15 protein-coding genes are annotated in these 17536 nt (G+C 34.9%); 2 read left to right on the plus strand and 13 right to left on the minus strand.

Annotated features, from left to right (window positions below; translation table 11 throughout):
* Positions 1-306 precede the first annotated feature (306 nt).
* Positions 307-882, plus strand: a complete 576-nt coding sequence (locus C7958_RS08685; RefSeq protein WP_111572285.1) for a hypothetical protein — start codon at positions 307-309, stop codon at positions 880-882.
* Between the two features lie 263 nt (positions 883-1145).
* Here C7958_RS08685 and C7958_RS08690 read toward each other — a convergent pair whose 3' ends face one another.
* The 7 genes from C7958_RS08690 to C7958_RS08720 all read right to left on the minus strand — a co-directional run bounded on the left by C7958_RS08690 (position 1146) and on the right by C7958_RS08720 (position 9265).
* Positions 1146-1982, minus strand: coding sequence for a carbohydrate ABC transporter permease (locus C7958_RS08690; protein WP_111572286.1), 837 nt, complete (start codon positions 1980-1982; stop codon positions 1146-1148).
* A 27-nt stretch (positions 1983-2009) separates the two neighbouring features.
* Positions 2010-2897, minus strand: a complete 888-nt coding sequence (locus C7958_RS08695; RefSeq protein ID WP_111572287.1) for a carbohydrate ABC transporter permease — start codon at positions 2895-2897, stop codon at positions 2010-2012.
* 83 nt (positions 2898-2980) lie between these two features.
* Positions 2981-4231: an ABC transporter substrate-binding protein gene (locus C7958_RS08700; RefSeq protein ID WP_111572288.1), complete on the minus strand. Its 1251-nt coding sequence runs from the start codon at positions 4229-4231 to the stop codon at positions 2981-2983.
* 132 nt (positions 4232-4363) lie between these two features.
* Entirely contained in the window at positions 4364-6310 is a 1947-nt protein-coding gene (locus C7958_RS08705) for a glycoside hydrolase family 127 protein (protein ID WP_111572289.1), read from the minus strand.
* A 68-nt stretch (positions 6311-6378) separates the two neighbouring features.
* Complete coding sequence (locus C7958_RS08710) at positions 6379-7422, minus strand: LacI family DNA-binding transcriptional regulator (RefSeq protein WP_111572290.1); 1044 nt, start codon at positions 7420-7422, stop codon at positions 6379-6381.
* A 133-nt stretch (positions 7423-7555) separates the two neighbouring features.
* On the minus strand, positions 7556-8356 hold the full coding sequence (locus C7958_RS08715) for a nitroreductase family protein (protein WP_208320749.1): 801 nt from the start codon (positions 8354-8356) through the stop codon (positions 7556-7558).
* Positions 8357-8437: 81 nt separating this feature from the next.
* Positions 8438-9265 (minus strand): aldo/keto reductase, encoded by an 828-nt coding sequence (locus C7958_RS08720; protein WP_111572292.1) that lies wholly within the window; start codon positions 9263-9265, stop codon positions 8438-8440.
* Positions 9266-9500: 235 nt separating this feature from the next.
* Between C7958_RS08720 and C7958_RS08725 the strand changes: the two genes are divergently transcribed.
* Positions 9501-11261: a S8/S53 family peptidase gene (locus C7958_RS08725; RefSeq protein WP_166668506.1), complete on the plus strand. Its 1761-nt coding sequence runs from the start codon at positions 9501-9503 to the stop codon at positions 11259-11261.
* On the opposite strand, the gene C7958_RS08730 is transcribed toward C7958_RS08725, so the two are convergent.
* The 6 genes from C7958_RS08730 to mntA form a co-directional block, all read right to left on the minus strand.
* Complete coding sequence (locus tag C7958_RS08730) at positions 11258-11488, minus strand: DUF2905 domain-containing protein (protein WP_111572294.1); 231 nt, start codon at positions 11486-11488, stop codon at positions 11258-11260. The genes C7958_RS08725 and C7958_RS08730 overlap by 4 nt on opposite strands.
* A gap of 98 nt (positions 11489-11586) precedes the next feature.
* Complete coding sequence (gene rihC, locus C7958_RS08735) at positions 11587-12498, minus strand: ribonucleoside hydrolase RihC (RefSeq protein WP_111572295.1); 912 nt, start codon at positions 12496-12498, stop codon at positions 11587-11589.
* 59 nt (positions 12499-12557) lie between these two features.
* Entirely contained in the window at positions 12558-13316 is a 759-nt protein-coding gene (locus C7958_RS08740; protein ID WP_111572296.1) for a nitroreductase family protein, read from the minus strand.
* A gap of 104 nt (positions 13317-13420) precedes the next feature.
* Positions 13421-16672 carry an SNF2-related protein gene (locus C7958_RS08745; protein ID WP_111572297.1) on the minus strand — a complete coding sequence of 1084 codons (3252 nt, stop codon included), beginning with the start codon at positions 16670-16672 and terminating at the stop codon, positions 13421-13423.
* A 19-nt stretch (positions 16673-16691) separates the two neighbouring features.
* Entirely contained in the window at positions 16692-17108 is a 417-nt protein-coding gene (gene hepT, locus C7958_RS08750) for a type VII toxin-antitoxin system HepT family RNase toxin (RefSeq protein ID WP_111572298.1), read from the minus strand.
* Entirely contained in the window at positions 17101-17493 is a 393-nt protein-coding gene (gene mntA / locus C7958_RS08755; protein ID WP_111572299.1) for a type VII toxin-antitoxin system MntA family adenylyltransferase antitoxin, read from the minus strand. The genes hepT and mntA overlap by 8 nt, the downstream gene beginning before the upstream one ends.
* Positions 17494-17536: the final 43 nt, after the last annotated feature.

Consider the following 17536-nt stretch of genomic DNA (forward strand, 5'->3'; position numbering starts at 1 on the left):
CCTCCTTTAAAATTAGTTTGTCAGACGACTGATGTCTGTCTATTATTATATATTCAATACAAAAGAGAGAATTCCTCCCTTATTTTCTGATTTTTTTATTAATTCTGTTTAAAAACACTTGTTTTAAAAAAATGAATCAACTTATTTTTGTAATAAAAATAATCAATTTAGTATTCTGAAGATATTGACAGACTGAATATCTCATGTTATAATTTTATTGTGTTGTGATAAATTTAGCATAATACTCATTAAAGTTTAGTTAATGGCTCCAAATCAGGCACAAAAAATTAATTGGGAGGTAAAAAAGTGAAGAAAAATTTAGTAGTTTCACTGGTTTTAGTTTTTGTTTTAACATTCTCTGGTATGGCATTTGCAACAGCTCATACGCTTGATGTTGTTGGTGGTGGAGACATGCAGGAGATTTCAACTGGCAGAACTGTTGACGATTATGTGAATGCTTTAATTGAATTAACCGATGCTGATGAAGCTGGAGACATCTTCTATCCTGAAAGAAATGAAGTGAAATATCCATTTGTACCTCTTCATAAAGATGGTGAAGTTATTGGTTATGGAAGCTGGGTAAATACAATTATCTACTCTCATCCAGAAGATTTTATTGCAGTTTTAGGTATGGCTAATAACTCTAAATCTGAGGAAAGCATGGCTATAATTAAAAAATGGAAGCCGCTGGATGCCAATGATCATCATCCAGAAATGAGACAGGAAGAGTTTCTAAGTAGATATTATGGAATGAGCCTTAAAACTTCTTTTGATCCAGAAGTAGATGTAATTTCTGGTTCTACTATTTCCAGTCAAACATTCTTCTTTGAAATGAAAAATATGCTGCTTGTCTTTGAACAATATGGCCCTGAAGCAGAATAAATTAATTAATTTAACTAGCCCACTTCATTTGAAGTGGGCCTTATTATTTGTATTGTTTTCATTCAACTCACTCCCCCTCTACGAAAAACAATGTTAAACCAAGATAATATGTAGAAGAGAAATACTACCCTTAAAAATTTTATGTTCCTTATTACATTTTAATTATATACTTTTCTAAAAATCTTTACAATAAAAAAACCCTCTCCTTTTGAATTGGAAAGGGATTAATTTAAATCTAATTTTAGTAATTAATTTAAATATAATCAATCTAAAGAACCACTGGTTAAACCAGAAACTATTCCTCTTTGAGCAACAAAAACAAGAATTATCATTGGAACAACCATCGTCACACCTAAAGTACTGATTAATTCCCAGGGACGTCCATAAGGAGTTCTGGCCTGAAAAATTTCTGTTATACTAACTGTAAGGGTCTTTGCTCTCACTGAGGAACTAAAAACCAAAGGATATAATAAATTGTTCCAGGCATTAATGAAATTTATAATAGTTACAGTAACCAAGGAAGGCTTCATTGCAGGAATTACAATATAAAATAAAACCTGAGGTAAATTAGCACCATCTACTATTGCAGCTTCTTCCATTTCTACAGGAACCCTTTTTACAAAAGTTACTAAAACCCAGACAGAAAAAGGGACTAACACACTTCCCATTACCATAACCAACCCACGAATTGTGTCGATCATATTTAAATTCCTAAGCACCTGAAATAATGGTACAACTGTTACAATCTCAGGTATAGCCATTGTAAGCACCAGTGCAAATAAGAGAAAATTACTACCAGGCACTTCAATACGAGCAAAACCATAAGCAGCTAAAAAACTTAGAATTACAGATAATATAATTGCTCCAAATGCAAAAAGAATTGAATTAGTTAAATAAGCTAAAAATGGCACCTGGTCTATTAGATTCCTAAAATTTTGCAGAGTAAAATCTGGAAAATAGTTTGGAGGAACACTAAAAAGTTGTGTTCTAGGAGTTAATGCTGTTAAAAATAACCAGTAAATTGGAACTAAGATAATAAAAACAAATACAGCGATACCAAAATAGAGCAGTATTTTATTTCTAGTTGATCGAAACTTCATTTTAAGACCTCCCACTTATTTCAAATATTATGAACTAAACTCAAATCTTCTATATAAATACAAAGCAATTAAGCTTATTACTGCTACAATCAATAATAAATATACACTTAAGGCGGAAGCACTTCCCCAGCTAAACCACTGCATTCCTAATTGATAAATTCTAAAAGCAATCACTGTAGTAGCACTACCCGGGCCACCCTGAGTTAGTCCTAAAATTATATCAATATTAGCAATCTGCCAGATGATATTGAAAAGACCTAAAGTTACAATAGTAGAACTACTGGCAGGTAATGTGATATGAAGAAATCTCTGAAACCAGCTTGCACCATCAATTTTAGCTGCTTCATATAATTCATCTGGAATACTCTGCAATCCAGCTAAAAGTACAATAGCCATAAACGGTGTATTTCTCCAGACATTGACCAAAATTAAAGAAACTCTTGCATAAAAAGAATTTATTAAAAGCTGTACTTCTTTTCCACTTAAACGAAAAATCCAATCAGTTATTAATCCATAATCAGCATTAAGCATCCATCTAAATACATAACCACTTACGATTACGGGAATTACCCAGGGTAAAAGATTTAAAGTCCTAACAATTTTTCGCCCTTTAAATTCTGTATTAAGCAAATTTGCAATTGCCATTCCCAGTATTAACTGTAAGATAACTGAAACAGATATAAAAACTAATGTAAATCCTATAACATCTACAATTGTCTGATCATTAAGCAGAGCAGTAAAATTATTTAATCCAACATAGCGATGGACCTGCTCCATCAAATTATGTTTAAAAAAACTTAAGTATATTGTTCTTACAATTGGATAAAATGAAGTTGAAAACCTGAGTAGTACTGCTGGACCTACCAATATGGCAAATATTAAATATTTTTTTAATTTGCTGTAATTAGAAAACAATTAAATTCCTCCTTTACTGAAAAATAATATTATCCTCCCGGAGCATAATCATCATACTCCGGGAGTCTGAACCAAAATCGAATTTATTCTTCAAGGGCCTGCATCTGTTCTTTTCCTCTTTCCATTACTTCATCTAAAGATATTTGGTTTGTTAAATAAGCAGAAGCAAGTTCTTCTACTATACTGGAAGCCTGTCTAAAGTTAGAATGGAAAGGACGAGAAGAAATAACACCAGCATCAGAATATTTTTTTAGATTTGAAGCTAATCTACTTTCTTCAACATCAATTTCTTCCATAATTGAATGTCTTGGACTTAAGAACCAGGTACTCATTTTTGCAAGTTCTGGCGCATTTTCTACAGAGGTCATAAACTCAATAAATGTCTTTGCTTCATCAATTTTATCTGAGGTATTTGGAATTGCCCAGCCCCAGGAAGCTACAAATGTATCTCTGCTTTCTGGACCTTTAGGAGGTAAAGCAACTCCTACTTTATCTTCACTGTACCAGTCTTCTTGAGACTCTTGATAGTCAAAAAAGTAAGGCCACATTCTCATCATTGCAACTCTATCATTAACAAAATCATTATTAACCTGATCAAAATCCTTGTTTAAAGCTGAACTTGGGAAAATCTCATGTTCATATATCATGTCATGAATAAACTGTAAGGACTCTCTTAATGCAGGACCAAAATCAAATGGGTTTCCTCCAGCCTGCTGAGTTAGATAGGAAACATATACTCCTATATAACCTCCTTTTGCCAGACCATCAGATACTGCATACATTTCATCTGTAGTTAATTCTTTACCAACTTCAACCATTTCTTCCCATGTTTGAGGAACTTCTAGACCTTTTTCTTCTAATATATCTTTGCGATAAAAGAAATATTGGGTCTCATAATTATGAGGAATTCTAAAAAGTTCGCCTTCATGTCTATTCCAGGTCTCAACCATTTCCAGCATACCTGGTGTCCAGTCATCCCAGAACTGATCATCATAAATTGGATCGAGATCAACTAACCAGCCTGAACGGGAAAAGTTAATAGCTGCATCATCTTCTAAATCAATAACATCATAGGGAGTTTGACCTCCTAGAATTGAACTGGTCATTTGAGAAATAAATTCTGGAGGTGAACCAGGTCTTGTTGTTACTGTTACTTCAATACCTGTCTTTTCAGTAAAATTCAATTCTTCCAGTGCCTGTTTAGTTGGTTCAACTGCCCAGCCACCAACACCAACAATTAATTCCTCAGCTGCAAAAACAACCATATTAACTGAAACAAGTAAAATACTTAAAACAACAAGAGTTAATAAAAACTTACTTTTTCTTTTTAACATAAATACCCTCCTTGATTTTAAATGCTAATAAAAACAAAACTACCTCAAGCTAAGCTTATCCCAAAAATTTATTTATCCCCCCCTTTTAAACAAGTTCAATTTATAATAAAATTTATTATTTCAAGATATTATTTACTCTCTCAGCCAGACCCTCATTTCACCAGGCTCACGATGATCCCAGATATAATAAGGAACAGCTTTAAAATTAGTCTTTTTATAATTAATATTTTTTTCATCCTTATAAAGTTCATTTTCCCATTCTGAAAGATCTTCTTTTAAGGCATCACCTTTCAAAACATGAATGCCCTTTAACATTTCTTCATATTCAGAATTGATTTTTGATTCTCTAGTTATAATTAATTCATTTAAAGGCACTTCATTATCAACCTCTTCCAGACAATAAACTAGAGGGCCTTTCTTTAAAGCAAAACGAGCTTTATTTTCAACTACTTTTGGATGAGCTTTGATTCTTTTAACTGGCATTTCAAATATTAGTTTTACCTGATCATTATTCTCCCAATTTCTATTTATCATTAAATAACCATTTTCAACATTTATTTTTTCTTCCTTTTCATTAATCAACACTTTAACTTTTTTAGCCCAATCAGGATAGCGTATATTAAGAGTGAAATCCACATTTGCTTCTGTTTTAACATTATAGTTAATAGAATCATCCCAAGGATATTCAGAACTTTGTTTTAATAAAATTTGTTGATCAGCAATATCAAATTTCAGTTCCCCTGAAATAAATAAATTTACATATACTTTATTGTCTGATTTTAAGTAAATATACTTCTGCAGTGAAGCAAGTAATCTTGCTATATTTGGAGGACAGCAGGACACATGGAACCAACCCTTACGATGATGATTTCCATCACTGGCTAAAGGATTAACATAAAAGAATTTGTCTCCACTTAATCCTACTCCAGATAATAGTCCATTATATAATGTTCTTTCCATTAAATTAGCAAACTTTGCATCTCCAGTCATTTTTAATAAGCGGTAATTCCACATTATACTCCCTACTGCAGCACAGGATTCTGCATATGCAGTTTTATTTGGCAGATCATAATTTTCTGTAAAACCTTCAAAATCATGAGTAGGTCCAATACCCCCAGTAATATACATCTTCTTTTTTGTCATATTATTCCATAATTTTTCTAAAGCTTTTATTAGTAATTGATCACCAGTTTCCAGAGCAACATCTGTCATACCAGAATATAAATACATGGCCCTAACTGCATGACCTGCTGCTTCTTTCTGGTCTCGTACAGGCAAATGATCCTGAGCATAACTTCCATCATAATTCCCTTCCTCATCCAGAAAAAACTCACGATAAAATTTACTCATCTCAAAAGTATTAAAGTTTTCTATATCCTGTTCAAAATCTGACCCTGCTATATTTTTTAAATTATCAACTTCTTTTTTAAAATAGCCTTTACCACGGTTATTGATAAAATATTCAGATAATTTTAAATAATTTTCTTTTTCTGTAACCCTGTATAGTTCAACTAAAGCTAATTCTATTTCTTCATGACCGGGAACTCCAGTATGACCGCTCTGCCTAAATTTCTGATCAATTAAATTTGCAAATTTACAGGCTACATTTAATAGACTATTTTCTCCGGTAGCCAGATAATGAGCTGTAGCTGCTTGAAAAAGATGTCCTGCACAATACAACTCGTGCATCATACCAAGATTAGTCCATTTTTTTTCAGGTTCTTCTAATATAAAATAGGTATTTAAATAACCATCTTCCTGTTGTGCTGATGTGATTAGCTCTATAGTTTCATTAATTTTCTTTGAAAGTTTTGAATCATCTTTATTTGCCAGAGTATAGCTTGCTGCCTCCAACCATTTATATACATCAGAATCATTAAAAAACATCCCAAAAAAATCTCCATCCTTTAATCCTGCAGCTTTTTTAAAGTTATCTAATCTACCAGTTTTTATTAGCTGTTGATACTGGTGATCAAGAGTAACTATCCGATTTTTTTCTAAACGATGATTCCAAAATTTGTCATCAATTTCTACATTTTTCATAGGAATTTCTGATAGCACTTCTGCCATTTTTTCCATCAAACCACTCCTTAAATTTATTTAAACGATTAAATAAACATTAAAAAACAAGTATTATACCAGTTTTTTCATTTTTTATTCAAACTCATAACTGATCCTCTTTTAATTAACTCACATTCAATCTGTATAGATTTTTCTTTAACTTTTTTTTCTTTTATTATATCAATTAAAATTTTAGTTGCCTGCTGTCCCATTTCGTGTAAAGGTAAATCAATAGTTGTTAACTGAGGTTTAAAAAAATGACTAAATTCTCGGTTATCAAATCCAATAACTGATAAATCATCTGGAACGTTAAAACCTAAAGATTCAGCACCATCAATGACTCCTACAGCCATTAAATCATTGAAAGCAAAAATAGCTGTTGGTCTATTTTGACTTTTTAATAACTCTTTACTTAGTTTGACACCTGTTTCATATTCCCAATCTCCTGTTCTAATCAAAAAAGGATCTAAGTTTAAATAGTTATCAATTAATGCCTGTTGATATCCCTGTAACCTCTCGTGAGAAGGTTTGGAATTAATCATTCCACTAATAACTGCAATTTTTTGATGTCCTAAATCAATCAAATAATTTGTAGCCTGATATGCAGCCAGTTTATCATTATAATTTACTGAATAAGAATTCTTTTTTGAACTATAGCAGTAGGTATAAACTACCGGTTTCTCAACTCTATTCATAATTTTACTAACATCTCTTGTATGTTCACCGATGTAGATGATTCCATCAATTTGCCTTGTTAATAAGACATCAATTGTTTCATTAATTTCTTCCGAATATTTAGAGACTTGTTCATAAGAATTACCTATTTTTTTATTTAGACGTAGATTACTTAAAACAATATGGAAGCCATGTTCTTCAACATATTTATTGATTCCATCAATAATTTTAGGAGAGTTAAAAACCGTCATATCCTCCACAATAACTCCTATTGTATTAGTTTTATTTGTTCTTAAACTTTTCGCTATATTATTTCTTTTATAATTCATTTCTTCTACTACTTTAAGTACCTTTTCTCTAGTTGCCTTACTAATCTGTGCATTATCATTTAAGACATAAGAAACTGTTGCAGTAGATACATTTGCTTTTTTTGCAATATCTTTAATTGTTGCCATACTTAATTCTCCTTAATCGATTAAATAGCCTTCTATATATTATATTGTAGACTTATTTAAAAATTCCTGCTTTTTTTGTTAAAAAATTATAATTTTCTTACAAATCTAATTTTCATATTTAGCTCTTAACTGTCTACTCAACCAAAAACCGGGCCACTTCTTTTCCCTTAAGATACTCCCAACTGCCGCTAACGCCAGCTTTTAAGGCACCAACTTCCAGATGCAGCATTGCAATTCCACAGTCAAGATTTTTTTCTCGCTCTTCATTTTTTTCCTGACTATCCAGTTCAATTATTATCTCATTCTCGCCAATTTTAAAACGCCAGGGCTGACGGTTAACCGCTGATGGTGCCAGACGGGCTGCTTTTAGAGCAGTTTTAATCCATTCTAGTTCTGCTTCCAGATCATTTTTATTTATTATCAGCTTATCTAAATCCAGTCTTTTCTTACTGCTGATTACAGTTTTTAAGATTCTTTCGGAAATTGTGGGCCTATCCTCTGGATAACCAAGAGGTGAAATAGCGTAAAGTTTTTCTGATTTTTTTAAATCAAGATCAGCCAGTACCTCTTCTGCTTTAAAAGTTCCAGAAACCCAGCAGGTTCCAAGTTCCAGTGCAGTCGCCTCCAGAATTACCGCTTCTCCGCCATAACCTATTTTTTCTTCCAGATAAGGGATATCTTTTATGCCGACAAAAGCCAGATAGGCCGGCGCTCCCGAAATTTTACCGTAGCTTCCCAGAATACCTGTAAATATTTCTTCTACATCATTTTGCACCAGAATAATTCTCAGCCCCTCAATCTCCTGATTGATCATTTCAATCAGATTGCGCAGTTTTTTAAGCTTTGGCTTTTCTATAATTTTAGAATAAAACTGGCGTCTTGAGCTGCGCTCTTTTATTGACTGATACCATCTTACTGCAGGTATTTCCATCATTATCTACCCCGTTTCTCACTTAATATTTAAACAGACAGCCCCTCCAGAAGGAGAGGCTGTTTTAATAAAATCAATTTTAAGTTAAGAACTAATTCCATAAGTTTCATCATCAAGTGTAATCATATATACTCTTTTTTCAGTATCAATATTATCAATTAAAGCAACATCTTCTGCGTGAAGCTCCCAGTCAAACAGTTCCAGGTTCTCTTCAATATGTGCTTTGCTCTTTGATTTTGGCAGAGGAACTATCCCCTTTTGCAGTTCCCATTTTAAAACAATCTGGGCAGGAGATTTATCATATTTATCTGCCAGTTTGAGGATTGTTTCATCTTTCAGCACTTCAGTTCTGGCAAGAGGTGCCGAAGCTTCTAGTACTACATCATTTTGATCACAGACTTCAAGTAATTCTTTTTGATATAACCAGGGGTGGAATTCTACCTGATTAACTGTAATTGGTACCTGAGTAATTTTTAAAGCAACTTTTAATTGATAAACCGAAAAGTTGCTGACCCCAATATTCTTTACCATTCCCTGATCAGATAAGTACTTCATTGCCTGCAGAGTTTCTCTTAGAGAAATTGCAGGGTTTGGCCAGTGGATTAGATATAAGTCAAGATAATCGGTACCCAGTTTTTCTAAAGAACGCTCACAGGCCTTGATAACGCTTTCATAATTTAAGTTTGAAGGCAGAACTTTCGATGTAATAAATAAGTCTTCTCGGTCATAGTCTTTTAAAACTTCACCAATGCCTGCTTCATTATGGTAGCCTTCCGCAGTATCAATGTGATTATAACCTGCCTTTAAGGCAATTTCTACTTTTTCGCCTACATTTTCTTCAGCAATATCCCAGGTTCCATATGCAATTACCGGAATCTCATCACCAGTCTTTAATTTACGTGTTGGAATCATCTTTATTCCTCCTTTTGATATTTTTGTTGCTTTTTCAGCAGTATAAATTCTTTATGTTTTTCTTCCTACTACTATATTATATTAAAGATTAGAAAGCGATTTCCTTTTTTGAATTTTATTTTTTTAAACGTTTCTTAACCAGATAATTCATTTTTTTAGCTGTAAGCCTAAAGTATGTTATAATTATCTTAACTGAAAGCAGAAAGGAGGAGCGGCTATCAAAAAAACATTAATTTTGCCCCTTATTTTTCTAAGTGTTTTTGCCTTTTCTTTTCATCTCAAAGAAGAAATTTTAAAAAATGACTCAGTTAAAATATTTATTATAGATTCGAAAATAGATAAAGTTTTTTTAAACAGCCCCGCCCTTAAAATTCGTCCTGAAAGCTCTCACGGCAGTAAAATAGCGGCAGTGATCCGCAGTCAGAGTCGAACTGAAATCAAAAGTTTTTCTGCTGAAAATATTATCGGTCGGATCGATAAAAAATATTATCTTGCTGCCTTAAGAGAAATAAAAAATTATGCAGTGCTTCATCCTGAAGAAAAAATAGTCGTCAACATCAGCCTTGGTTTTGAAGAATCCGAATTTCAGCGGCAAATTATTGCTGAAATAAATAAGCTTTCAAATATAATTCTAGTTGCTGCTGCCGGCAACAATAACAGGGAACAGCTTTCTTATCCGGCCCGATTTGAAAATGTGATAGCTGCTGCCGCTCTGGAGGGAAAAGAAAAAATGCCGGCCTCCAACTATGGCAAAGACATTGATTTTGCCGCCTCAGGAGTTATAGAAATTACTCAGAGGCATCATCTTCCTGCTTTAAATTTCAGCCGCAAATATAAATTAACAGGTACCTCCTTTGCCGCTCCTCAGGTCAGCGCCTTAATTGCTGATTTATTATCTTTAAACCCTGAATTAAGGATTAAAAATGCTCTAAGAATAATTCGCGATACTTCGCAAAAATTAGAGACTCCACTGTTTAAAGAAGAAAAACTGGGAGCCGGCAAAATTGACAGGTTTAGAGCCTTAAGCAAAGCCAGCCCTTATTATTTCTGGCTGCAGCTGGTAATCTATAGTTCACTTATACTTACTACTGTCTTATTTTTCTATCTCTGCTGGCAGCGCTATTCAATCAGTGGAATCTTCATCTTTTTAATTGTTTCTGCCACAATATTTTTACTGCAGCCTTTTTTACTGCTGCTCTATTATCAATTTGGACTCCTAAATATTTTCTTTTTCATTTTAAGTCTGGGGACAGTTTATGCAGTGTTTTTAAAGATGCTTAAAAATTATCTTAAAAATTCCAGCAACTTTTCTCTAATGCTCAAAATTGGACCCCATTTAAATAAGCAGCTGCAGGCTCAGATCAGCAAAAAAATCACCAGGATTTTAACTGAAGATAATGTCAATAAACAGCAGTTGCAAAAAGCTGTGGTCAGCAGCCTGCGCCAGAGCTATTCTCAAAAAAAGATTAATTTCTATTTAAAAATTGCTGCTGCTTTTAAAAAGCCTCCGACAGCATTAATTATAAAAAAGACCCTTAATTCTAAAATACCTGCCGCTGCTGCAGCTTCAAAGTTTAATTTAGAGCAAAAAAATAAAAAAGAGCAATTCATCTTAATTGCTGAACTGCTGGCAGTTATTTTTAATAACAATTATCCTGAAAAGAAAAAAGCCGCAGAAATTGCAGCAGCACTTAACTCGGATTTAATCCTGATTCCTCTTAAAAATAATCTCCAAAAAAGAAAGAAGCTTCAGCTAAATGACTCAGTTTTATATTTTTTGCTGGATATTGTAGGTGGATCTGGGGAAAGGGCAGCCGATTTTTCTCCTCTGCTCAAAGAAATAATTGCTCAATCAGATAATTCCTGGCTTAAATTTCATGCCCTGCAGGCTTATCTAGCGGTTGGAGTTAAAGACAGTGATTACCAGGAATTTATAGAAAAAGTAAAAGGAAAAGAAAAAGAGCCAGTTTTGCTGGCTCTGAAGGATTATTCTTAATTTATAAAATAAAATATAATTTTGATGATTATATTCAAAATAATACTAATTAAAATCATGGTTGTCAGGGGAAAATAAAAACTAAAATTTTCTCTTTCTATCCGAATATCTCCCGGTAAATTGCCAAACCAGGATAAAGATCCACCTGCAAAATAAATTACTGCTCCTACAAAAGCAATTACAAAACCGGAAATTATGATCAGAGAACCGATATTTTTAAAATCCATAAGCTGTTCACCTTTTGTTTTTAATCTAAATTATTAAAGCAAATTATTTGAATAAATTGCTCAATTGATTTAATTATTTATTGATATTTTGCTTATAACTACTTTAATTGAGAAATTTCTGCCAGCATCCAGTCTCTAAACTGTTTTTGATCAATCTCTACTGCCAGTTTAACATTTTTTGCAGCTGTATATCTTCCTGCTAAATCGGCAACTGTAGTTCCTGCTGCCGGACCATCAACAGCAACTTCCAGCTGGGTTTGCTGAAATTTAAATATTTCCGGCTTCAGTAAATAACAGATTGTGCAGATATCGTGCATCATTAAACCTGCCTTTTCCAAATCTCCGCCCCGGTAGTGGGTAAATAAAGAATAAAGCATCTCTCCAGCTCTACCCAGAGTTTTTACCTTTTCTATATCAGTTTTAGTTAAAAGTGCTCTGGTAGTCACCCGCAGGCCAAAAATTGTAACCGGCAGTCCTGAATTAATTACCATCTGGGCGGCATGAGGATCTACCTTGATGTTAAATTCAGCACTGGTATTCGTATTCCCATCAATGGTGGAACCACCCATAATCACGACTTCTGCAAGCTTTTGTTTAACTTCTGGATACATACTGAGCAGCAGAGCTGCATTTGTCAGCGGCCCAATTGTAACCAGAGTAACTTTTTCTTCACTCGCTAAAATTCTATTTTTCATCTCAACTGCTGCATGTTCGGGAAGCAGTTCCCTCTTACTCCCGGGAAAATCAAAACCATTCATCCCTGTTTCTCCGTGAAACTGACTGGCATCTTCGTATTCCCGCAGCATCGGCAGGGAATTACCCTTTGCCAGGGGAGTATCTTTTTTAAAAAAATCCAAAATCTTCTTTGCATTTTCAGTTGTATAGTCAAGATTAACATTCCCGGCAACTGTACTCAGCATCTCCACCTTCAGTTCCGGATTATTTAAAGCAATTGTTAAAGCGGCTGCATCGTCTATTCCGGGATCTGTATCAATTATAATTTTTCGCACTCAATCATCTCCTGTTTGATTCTAATTTAATTATAAATTATTGAATTTGATTAGTTCATTTATAACTTAACTGTACCCAGGTAATTATAATTCTCAACTGGAGCCGGACTTTGGTCCAGCTTTGTAAATTCAAAATTCTGGCCGTGCTCTTCTGCTGCCAGCCAGAGGTGGGCCAGTGCTATTCCCATATCAATTCTGTTCATTTTTTCGTAGAAAAATTTCTTAATAAAATTAGGCTCCAGCTGATAAAGATGAATCCGCTCTGACTCCGTAATAAAATACCAGGGCTGACCATTGGTTGCTGAGGGGGCCAGCCTTGCTGCTTCTAGCAGATCATAATGCTGATTCCCCTGCTTGATTTCCGCCAGCGGCTTCCGGTCAAAATCCTCAATCGAATCCCGCTGACTTGCTTCAGCCGGTCGACCAAAAACCAGTGTAATTACATACTCTAAATCAGATTCTGCTATAATTTCCTTTTTGGGTTTGGCCATCCCAAACCAGCAGCTGCCCAGATTTTCTGCCGAGAGATATAAATCAAGCTGCTGCAGAATAAAACCTGCATTTAAAAGATAATCCCCTTTTGCCTCAGAAAAAAACTGCAGATAATGAGGGGCTTTAATTGGAAGCAGACTCTTTACTGCTTCTGAATTTACAATTTTCGCTTCATATTTAATTTCTGGATATAATTCTCTGGTCTGAGCCAAAAAATCTGTTATTCCGCCAAGCTCATTTTCGTTCAATTTTTCCTCTTTATATTTTCTAATTGATTTACGTTTATAAATTGCCTGATATAGTTCTTCCAAATTCCGATCTGTCATCTTATCTCTCTCCTTTAATTGGACCTGCTTCCGGATTTAAACTAGTCTACAGCACAATAAAATAAAGGTTATAATTCAGATTGAGTCCTAATTTTAGAGTCAAACTAAAAGGACAGAAGTTCCTGTATGTCCTCCCAGTTAATAGCTTTAATTGGATTGACATTATTTTCTATTATATTATTGAAAAGATCCTGTTTGCGCTCCTGAAGTTTTAACATTTTTTCTTCAACTGTGCCCCTGGTAATTAGCTTGTAGACCATTACCCGGTTTTCCTGGCCCAGTCGGTGAGCCCGATCTGTGGCCTGTCTTTCGACCATTGGGTTCCACCAGGGATCAACATGAACTACCATATCAGCAGCAGTTAGATTTAAGCCAACTCCCCCTGCTTTAAGGCTGATCAAAAATATTTTAACTTCCGGATTGCTGTTAAACTCCCTTACCTTTTCCATTCGCTTTCTGGTTGAGCCGTCAAGATAGAGAAAATTAATTCCCTGCTGCTCCAGATCATCTCTAATCAGCTTCAGCATTTTAACAAACTGACTGAAAACAATAATTTTATGACCTCCACTTAAGGCATCAGACAGCAGTTCTCTTAAAGCGTCAAACTTGCCTGAATTATGAGCTCTTCCTTCCTCTCCTAAAACTAAAGAAGGATGGTTGCAGATCTGACGCAGTTTGGTCAGGGCTGCCAGCACATTAATTCGAGATCGATTAAAGCCCTTTTCGTCGACAGTCTGCTGCAGTTCACCCCGAACTTCTTCCAGCACAGTCTGATAGCTGTCTTCCTGCAGCTGGGTCATGCTGACCGGATGGACATTAACAATTTTTTCGGGAAGTTCTTTTAGAACCTCTCCCTTGCGGCGCCTTAAAATAAAGGGGGCGACTCTTTCTTTGAGCTCTGTCATTTTAGCCTGCTCGTTGTTTTTGTTGATCGGTGTTAAAAAATTCTTCTTAAAATAGCTGTAATTACCGAGATAACCGGGCATCAGAAAATCAAAAATCGACCAGAGTTCTTCGACAGAATTCTCCAGGGGAGTACCGGTTAAGGCCAGCCTTGATTCAGCCTGAATATTTTTGACCGCCTTTGCTCTTTTGGTCCGGTGATTTTTTATATGCTGGGCTTCATCTAAAATCGCAAAAGAAAAAATCCAGTTCTCCTGATTCAGCTCTCCCACATCTCTGCTGATAGTTGAATAAGAAGAAATTATTAAATCATATTCATTAAAATCCTGACGCATTTCCTCTCTCTCAGCTGGAGTGCCGTAATAAACCATAGTCTTTAAATCATCAAAAAACTTATCAGCTTCCTCCTGCCAGTTATAAATTAAAGTTCTAGGGCATAATACAAGTGCCGGCCTATCAGGTCTGACACTCTTCAGCAGGGTTAACATCTGCAGGGTTTTTCCCAGCCCCATATCATCTGCCAGAATGCCACCAAAGTGATATTTATGCAGAAATCGCAGCCAGTTATAGCCATTTTTCTGGTAGTCACGCAGCTTGCCTTTGACTCCAGCTGGAATCTTTCTTTCTTTAACCACATTTAGACCGCTAATTTCATTTTCCAGTTGATTAAATACTTTATTACCTTTAAAGTTAATACCACTTTTTTCTACCAAATTTTTATAGTATAACAGATTATGATAGGGCGCCCGATAGCCGTCAGCCTGAGTTTCAGCATCTTTAAGCATCTGCTCGACCTTTTCTTCCTGAGCTCCACTTTCTAAAATATAATACTGGTTGTCCAGCTTAATAAAGGCTTCACCCTTTTTATTGTAAGAGATCAGCTGCTGCAGTTCCTGGCGGCTGTAAGTCTGCCCCCCCAGATTATAGCTGATGGAAAAATCAAACCAGTTAATCCCCTCACTGTCATCAATCTCAACAATTGGCTCCAGCTTAACTTCCTTAATCTCAATCTGATCAAAACTCTGACTGCGCTCAACATTCCAATCCTCTGGAATATGAGTCATCCCATCTGTTATAAATTCCTGAATTTCACTGCTGTCCCGGAGAATAAAATGCTCGGGCCGAACCTTAAAATTATATTCTTCCAGAAAGTTAATTACCTCAGCCAGAGCTTTATTATCTCTACCATGCCAGAGACCTGGATCTTTTTCATCCCTTTTGTAGATATTCTGATCGGTATCTATCCCAAGCAGCTCAGTATTGCTGTATTTTTCTCCTGCAAATTCCACTTCCAGCTGACAGCTGATTTTTCCCTGTTCATAATCCAGCTTTAAATCAATCTCAGGACTTTCTTTAATCAATTCATAATCCTGCAGCTTATCTGACCGCTCCAGCTCAAGATTTTTTTCCAGTGTAGGTAAGATTTCAAACAAAAATTCTCCCTGCCGCTGTCTGGGGATCAAAAATTTGGCCGGCAGTTCAGAGAAATTATAAAAATCAATTTTATGAACAGTATTTTCAATTATAGTCCAGCGGCAGTCATTTTCGCTGCCCTGGTAAATTGGAAAATCTTCCTCTTTTAAATCAATTGTGATCTCTTCCAGATCACCTTCCATTTTCAGCTCCGGCTGCAGAGTTTTTCCCTTTTTAAGGATAACACCATTTTCCTCCAGCACCAGCTTAAATTTTTTACTTAAGTTCAAAAGAAAATCTAAGTTCTCCTCATTTTTGGTTAAAAGCAGAGAACAGCCCCGCCCCTTGCTTTTAAGCAGATCGGCTAAATTTTCTAAAATTTTTAATTCCCGGCCGTAAAAATGTTTCTGCAGCAGGCTTTCTTTATAATAGACATAGCGCTGATCCTCATTTAAAGAATTTACAACTTCCTCCAGCTCCTGCTGACTCAAATAATCGGAATCAAAAATCAGTTTAAAATTTTTCAAGTCCTGATTTATAATTCCCTTAACCCTGTACTCCAGTTTAGGCATTTCGCTTTCATCATAATTTTTGGTGATTTCCAGCAGATTTTTAAAACTGCGGTCAGCAATTCTCTGCTCAACAATATCAGGTTGAGACTCCTGTTCAGCCTCCCTGTTTGAAAATTTAAGCTCAGAAATTTCCTGTTCCTGATCAGCCTCAGGCTCATAATTAACCTTGGGAGAGCGAAAATCTTCCTCCATAAATTTGTTGAGAACAGCGACCTCATGCTTACAGTATTCCTCCCAGTTATAGGGACAGTCACAGCTGCTGTCAACATCTATTATATCTTTTCTTAATCTAATTTCCGAATCAACTTTGTACTTTTTTGATCCTGAAACCAGGGCAGAAATTTTGTAGTGATTGGGCTCAACTTTGTTAATCCTGTACTGTAAAACCCGCCCCATATTATAATAATTAATTCCGCGTCTGTATATTTTATTGGAAACCAAATTTTTGATAAAATCTCTGCTGCTCATTTTCTCAGCTCCTGCTTTGCTAACTTTTTTCTGCCATTTTTTTAATAATTAGTTGAGAAAAGTTTTTAACTTCCTCAATTTCATTTTCTATTATTGCCTCCACAATTTTTAAGTTTAACTTTTGATACTCGTAAACTGCAATATTTCTAAATCCGACCATTGCTTTTAACTTTTCTGCCATTTTATCTTCAATCAGATTATTTTCTGCTAAAAATTGAAAAGCATCTCGACTATTTTGTGGTACTCCTAAATCAAGTTCTGCCACCACATGCATTGCAATATCAATTGCCGCTTCGGAGAGACGCTGAATATTTAAAATAATAGAATCCTGTTTGGTAAAATTTTTTAGATTCTCTGGATTACCCTGATATTCCTCATTAATTCTTTCAAGACAGCGCTTAACTGTTTCATTTTTATTAATTAAAATATCATCCATCTGCAGCACCTCTTTCAATCTTTTCGATAATTTCTTTTCTTTCTTCATTTAAACGGGCATATTTTTTTAAAACTAAAAGTTCAAATTCCTGTTTCTGCTGCCTATTTTTAGCATAAAGAAGTTTTCCCTGAATAATCTGGACCTTAAACACTGTCGAAGCCATAGACAAATCAATTAAATCCACCTCAATATTTAATTCGGAGGCCAACTTCTGTGCAGTTAAAAAACGCTGATAATCATCAATCTTTTCCGGGGTTAAAAATGCCAGATCCAGATCACTGTCATCTCTTGCTTTACCACTAGCATAGGAACCAAAAAGATAGATCAACTCAGCCTTCAGCTCTTCTATTAAAAATGATTTTATATAATCAAAATCTAAGTCCATTTTTGGGCCTCCAATTTTAAGTCTATATTTCATTATATTACAT

Origin of the sequence: Halanaerobium saccharolyticum, from assembly GCF_003259895.1 — a bacterium.
Lineage (GTDB): Bacteria > Bacillota > Halanaerobiia > Halanaerobiales > Halanaerobiaceae > Halanaerobium > Halanaerobium saccharolyticum_A.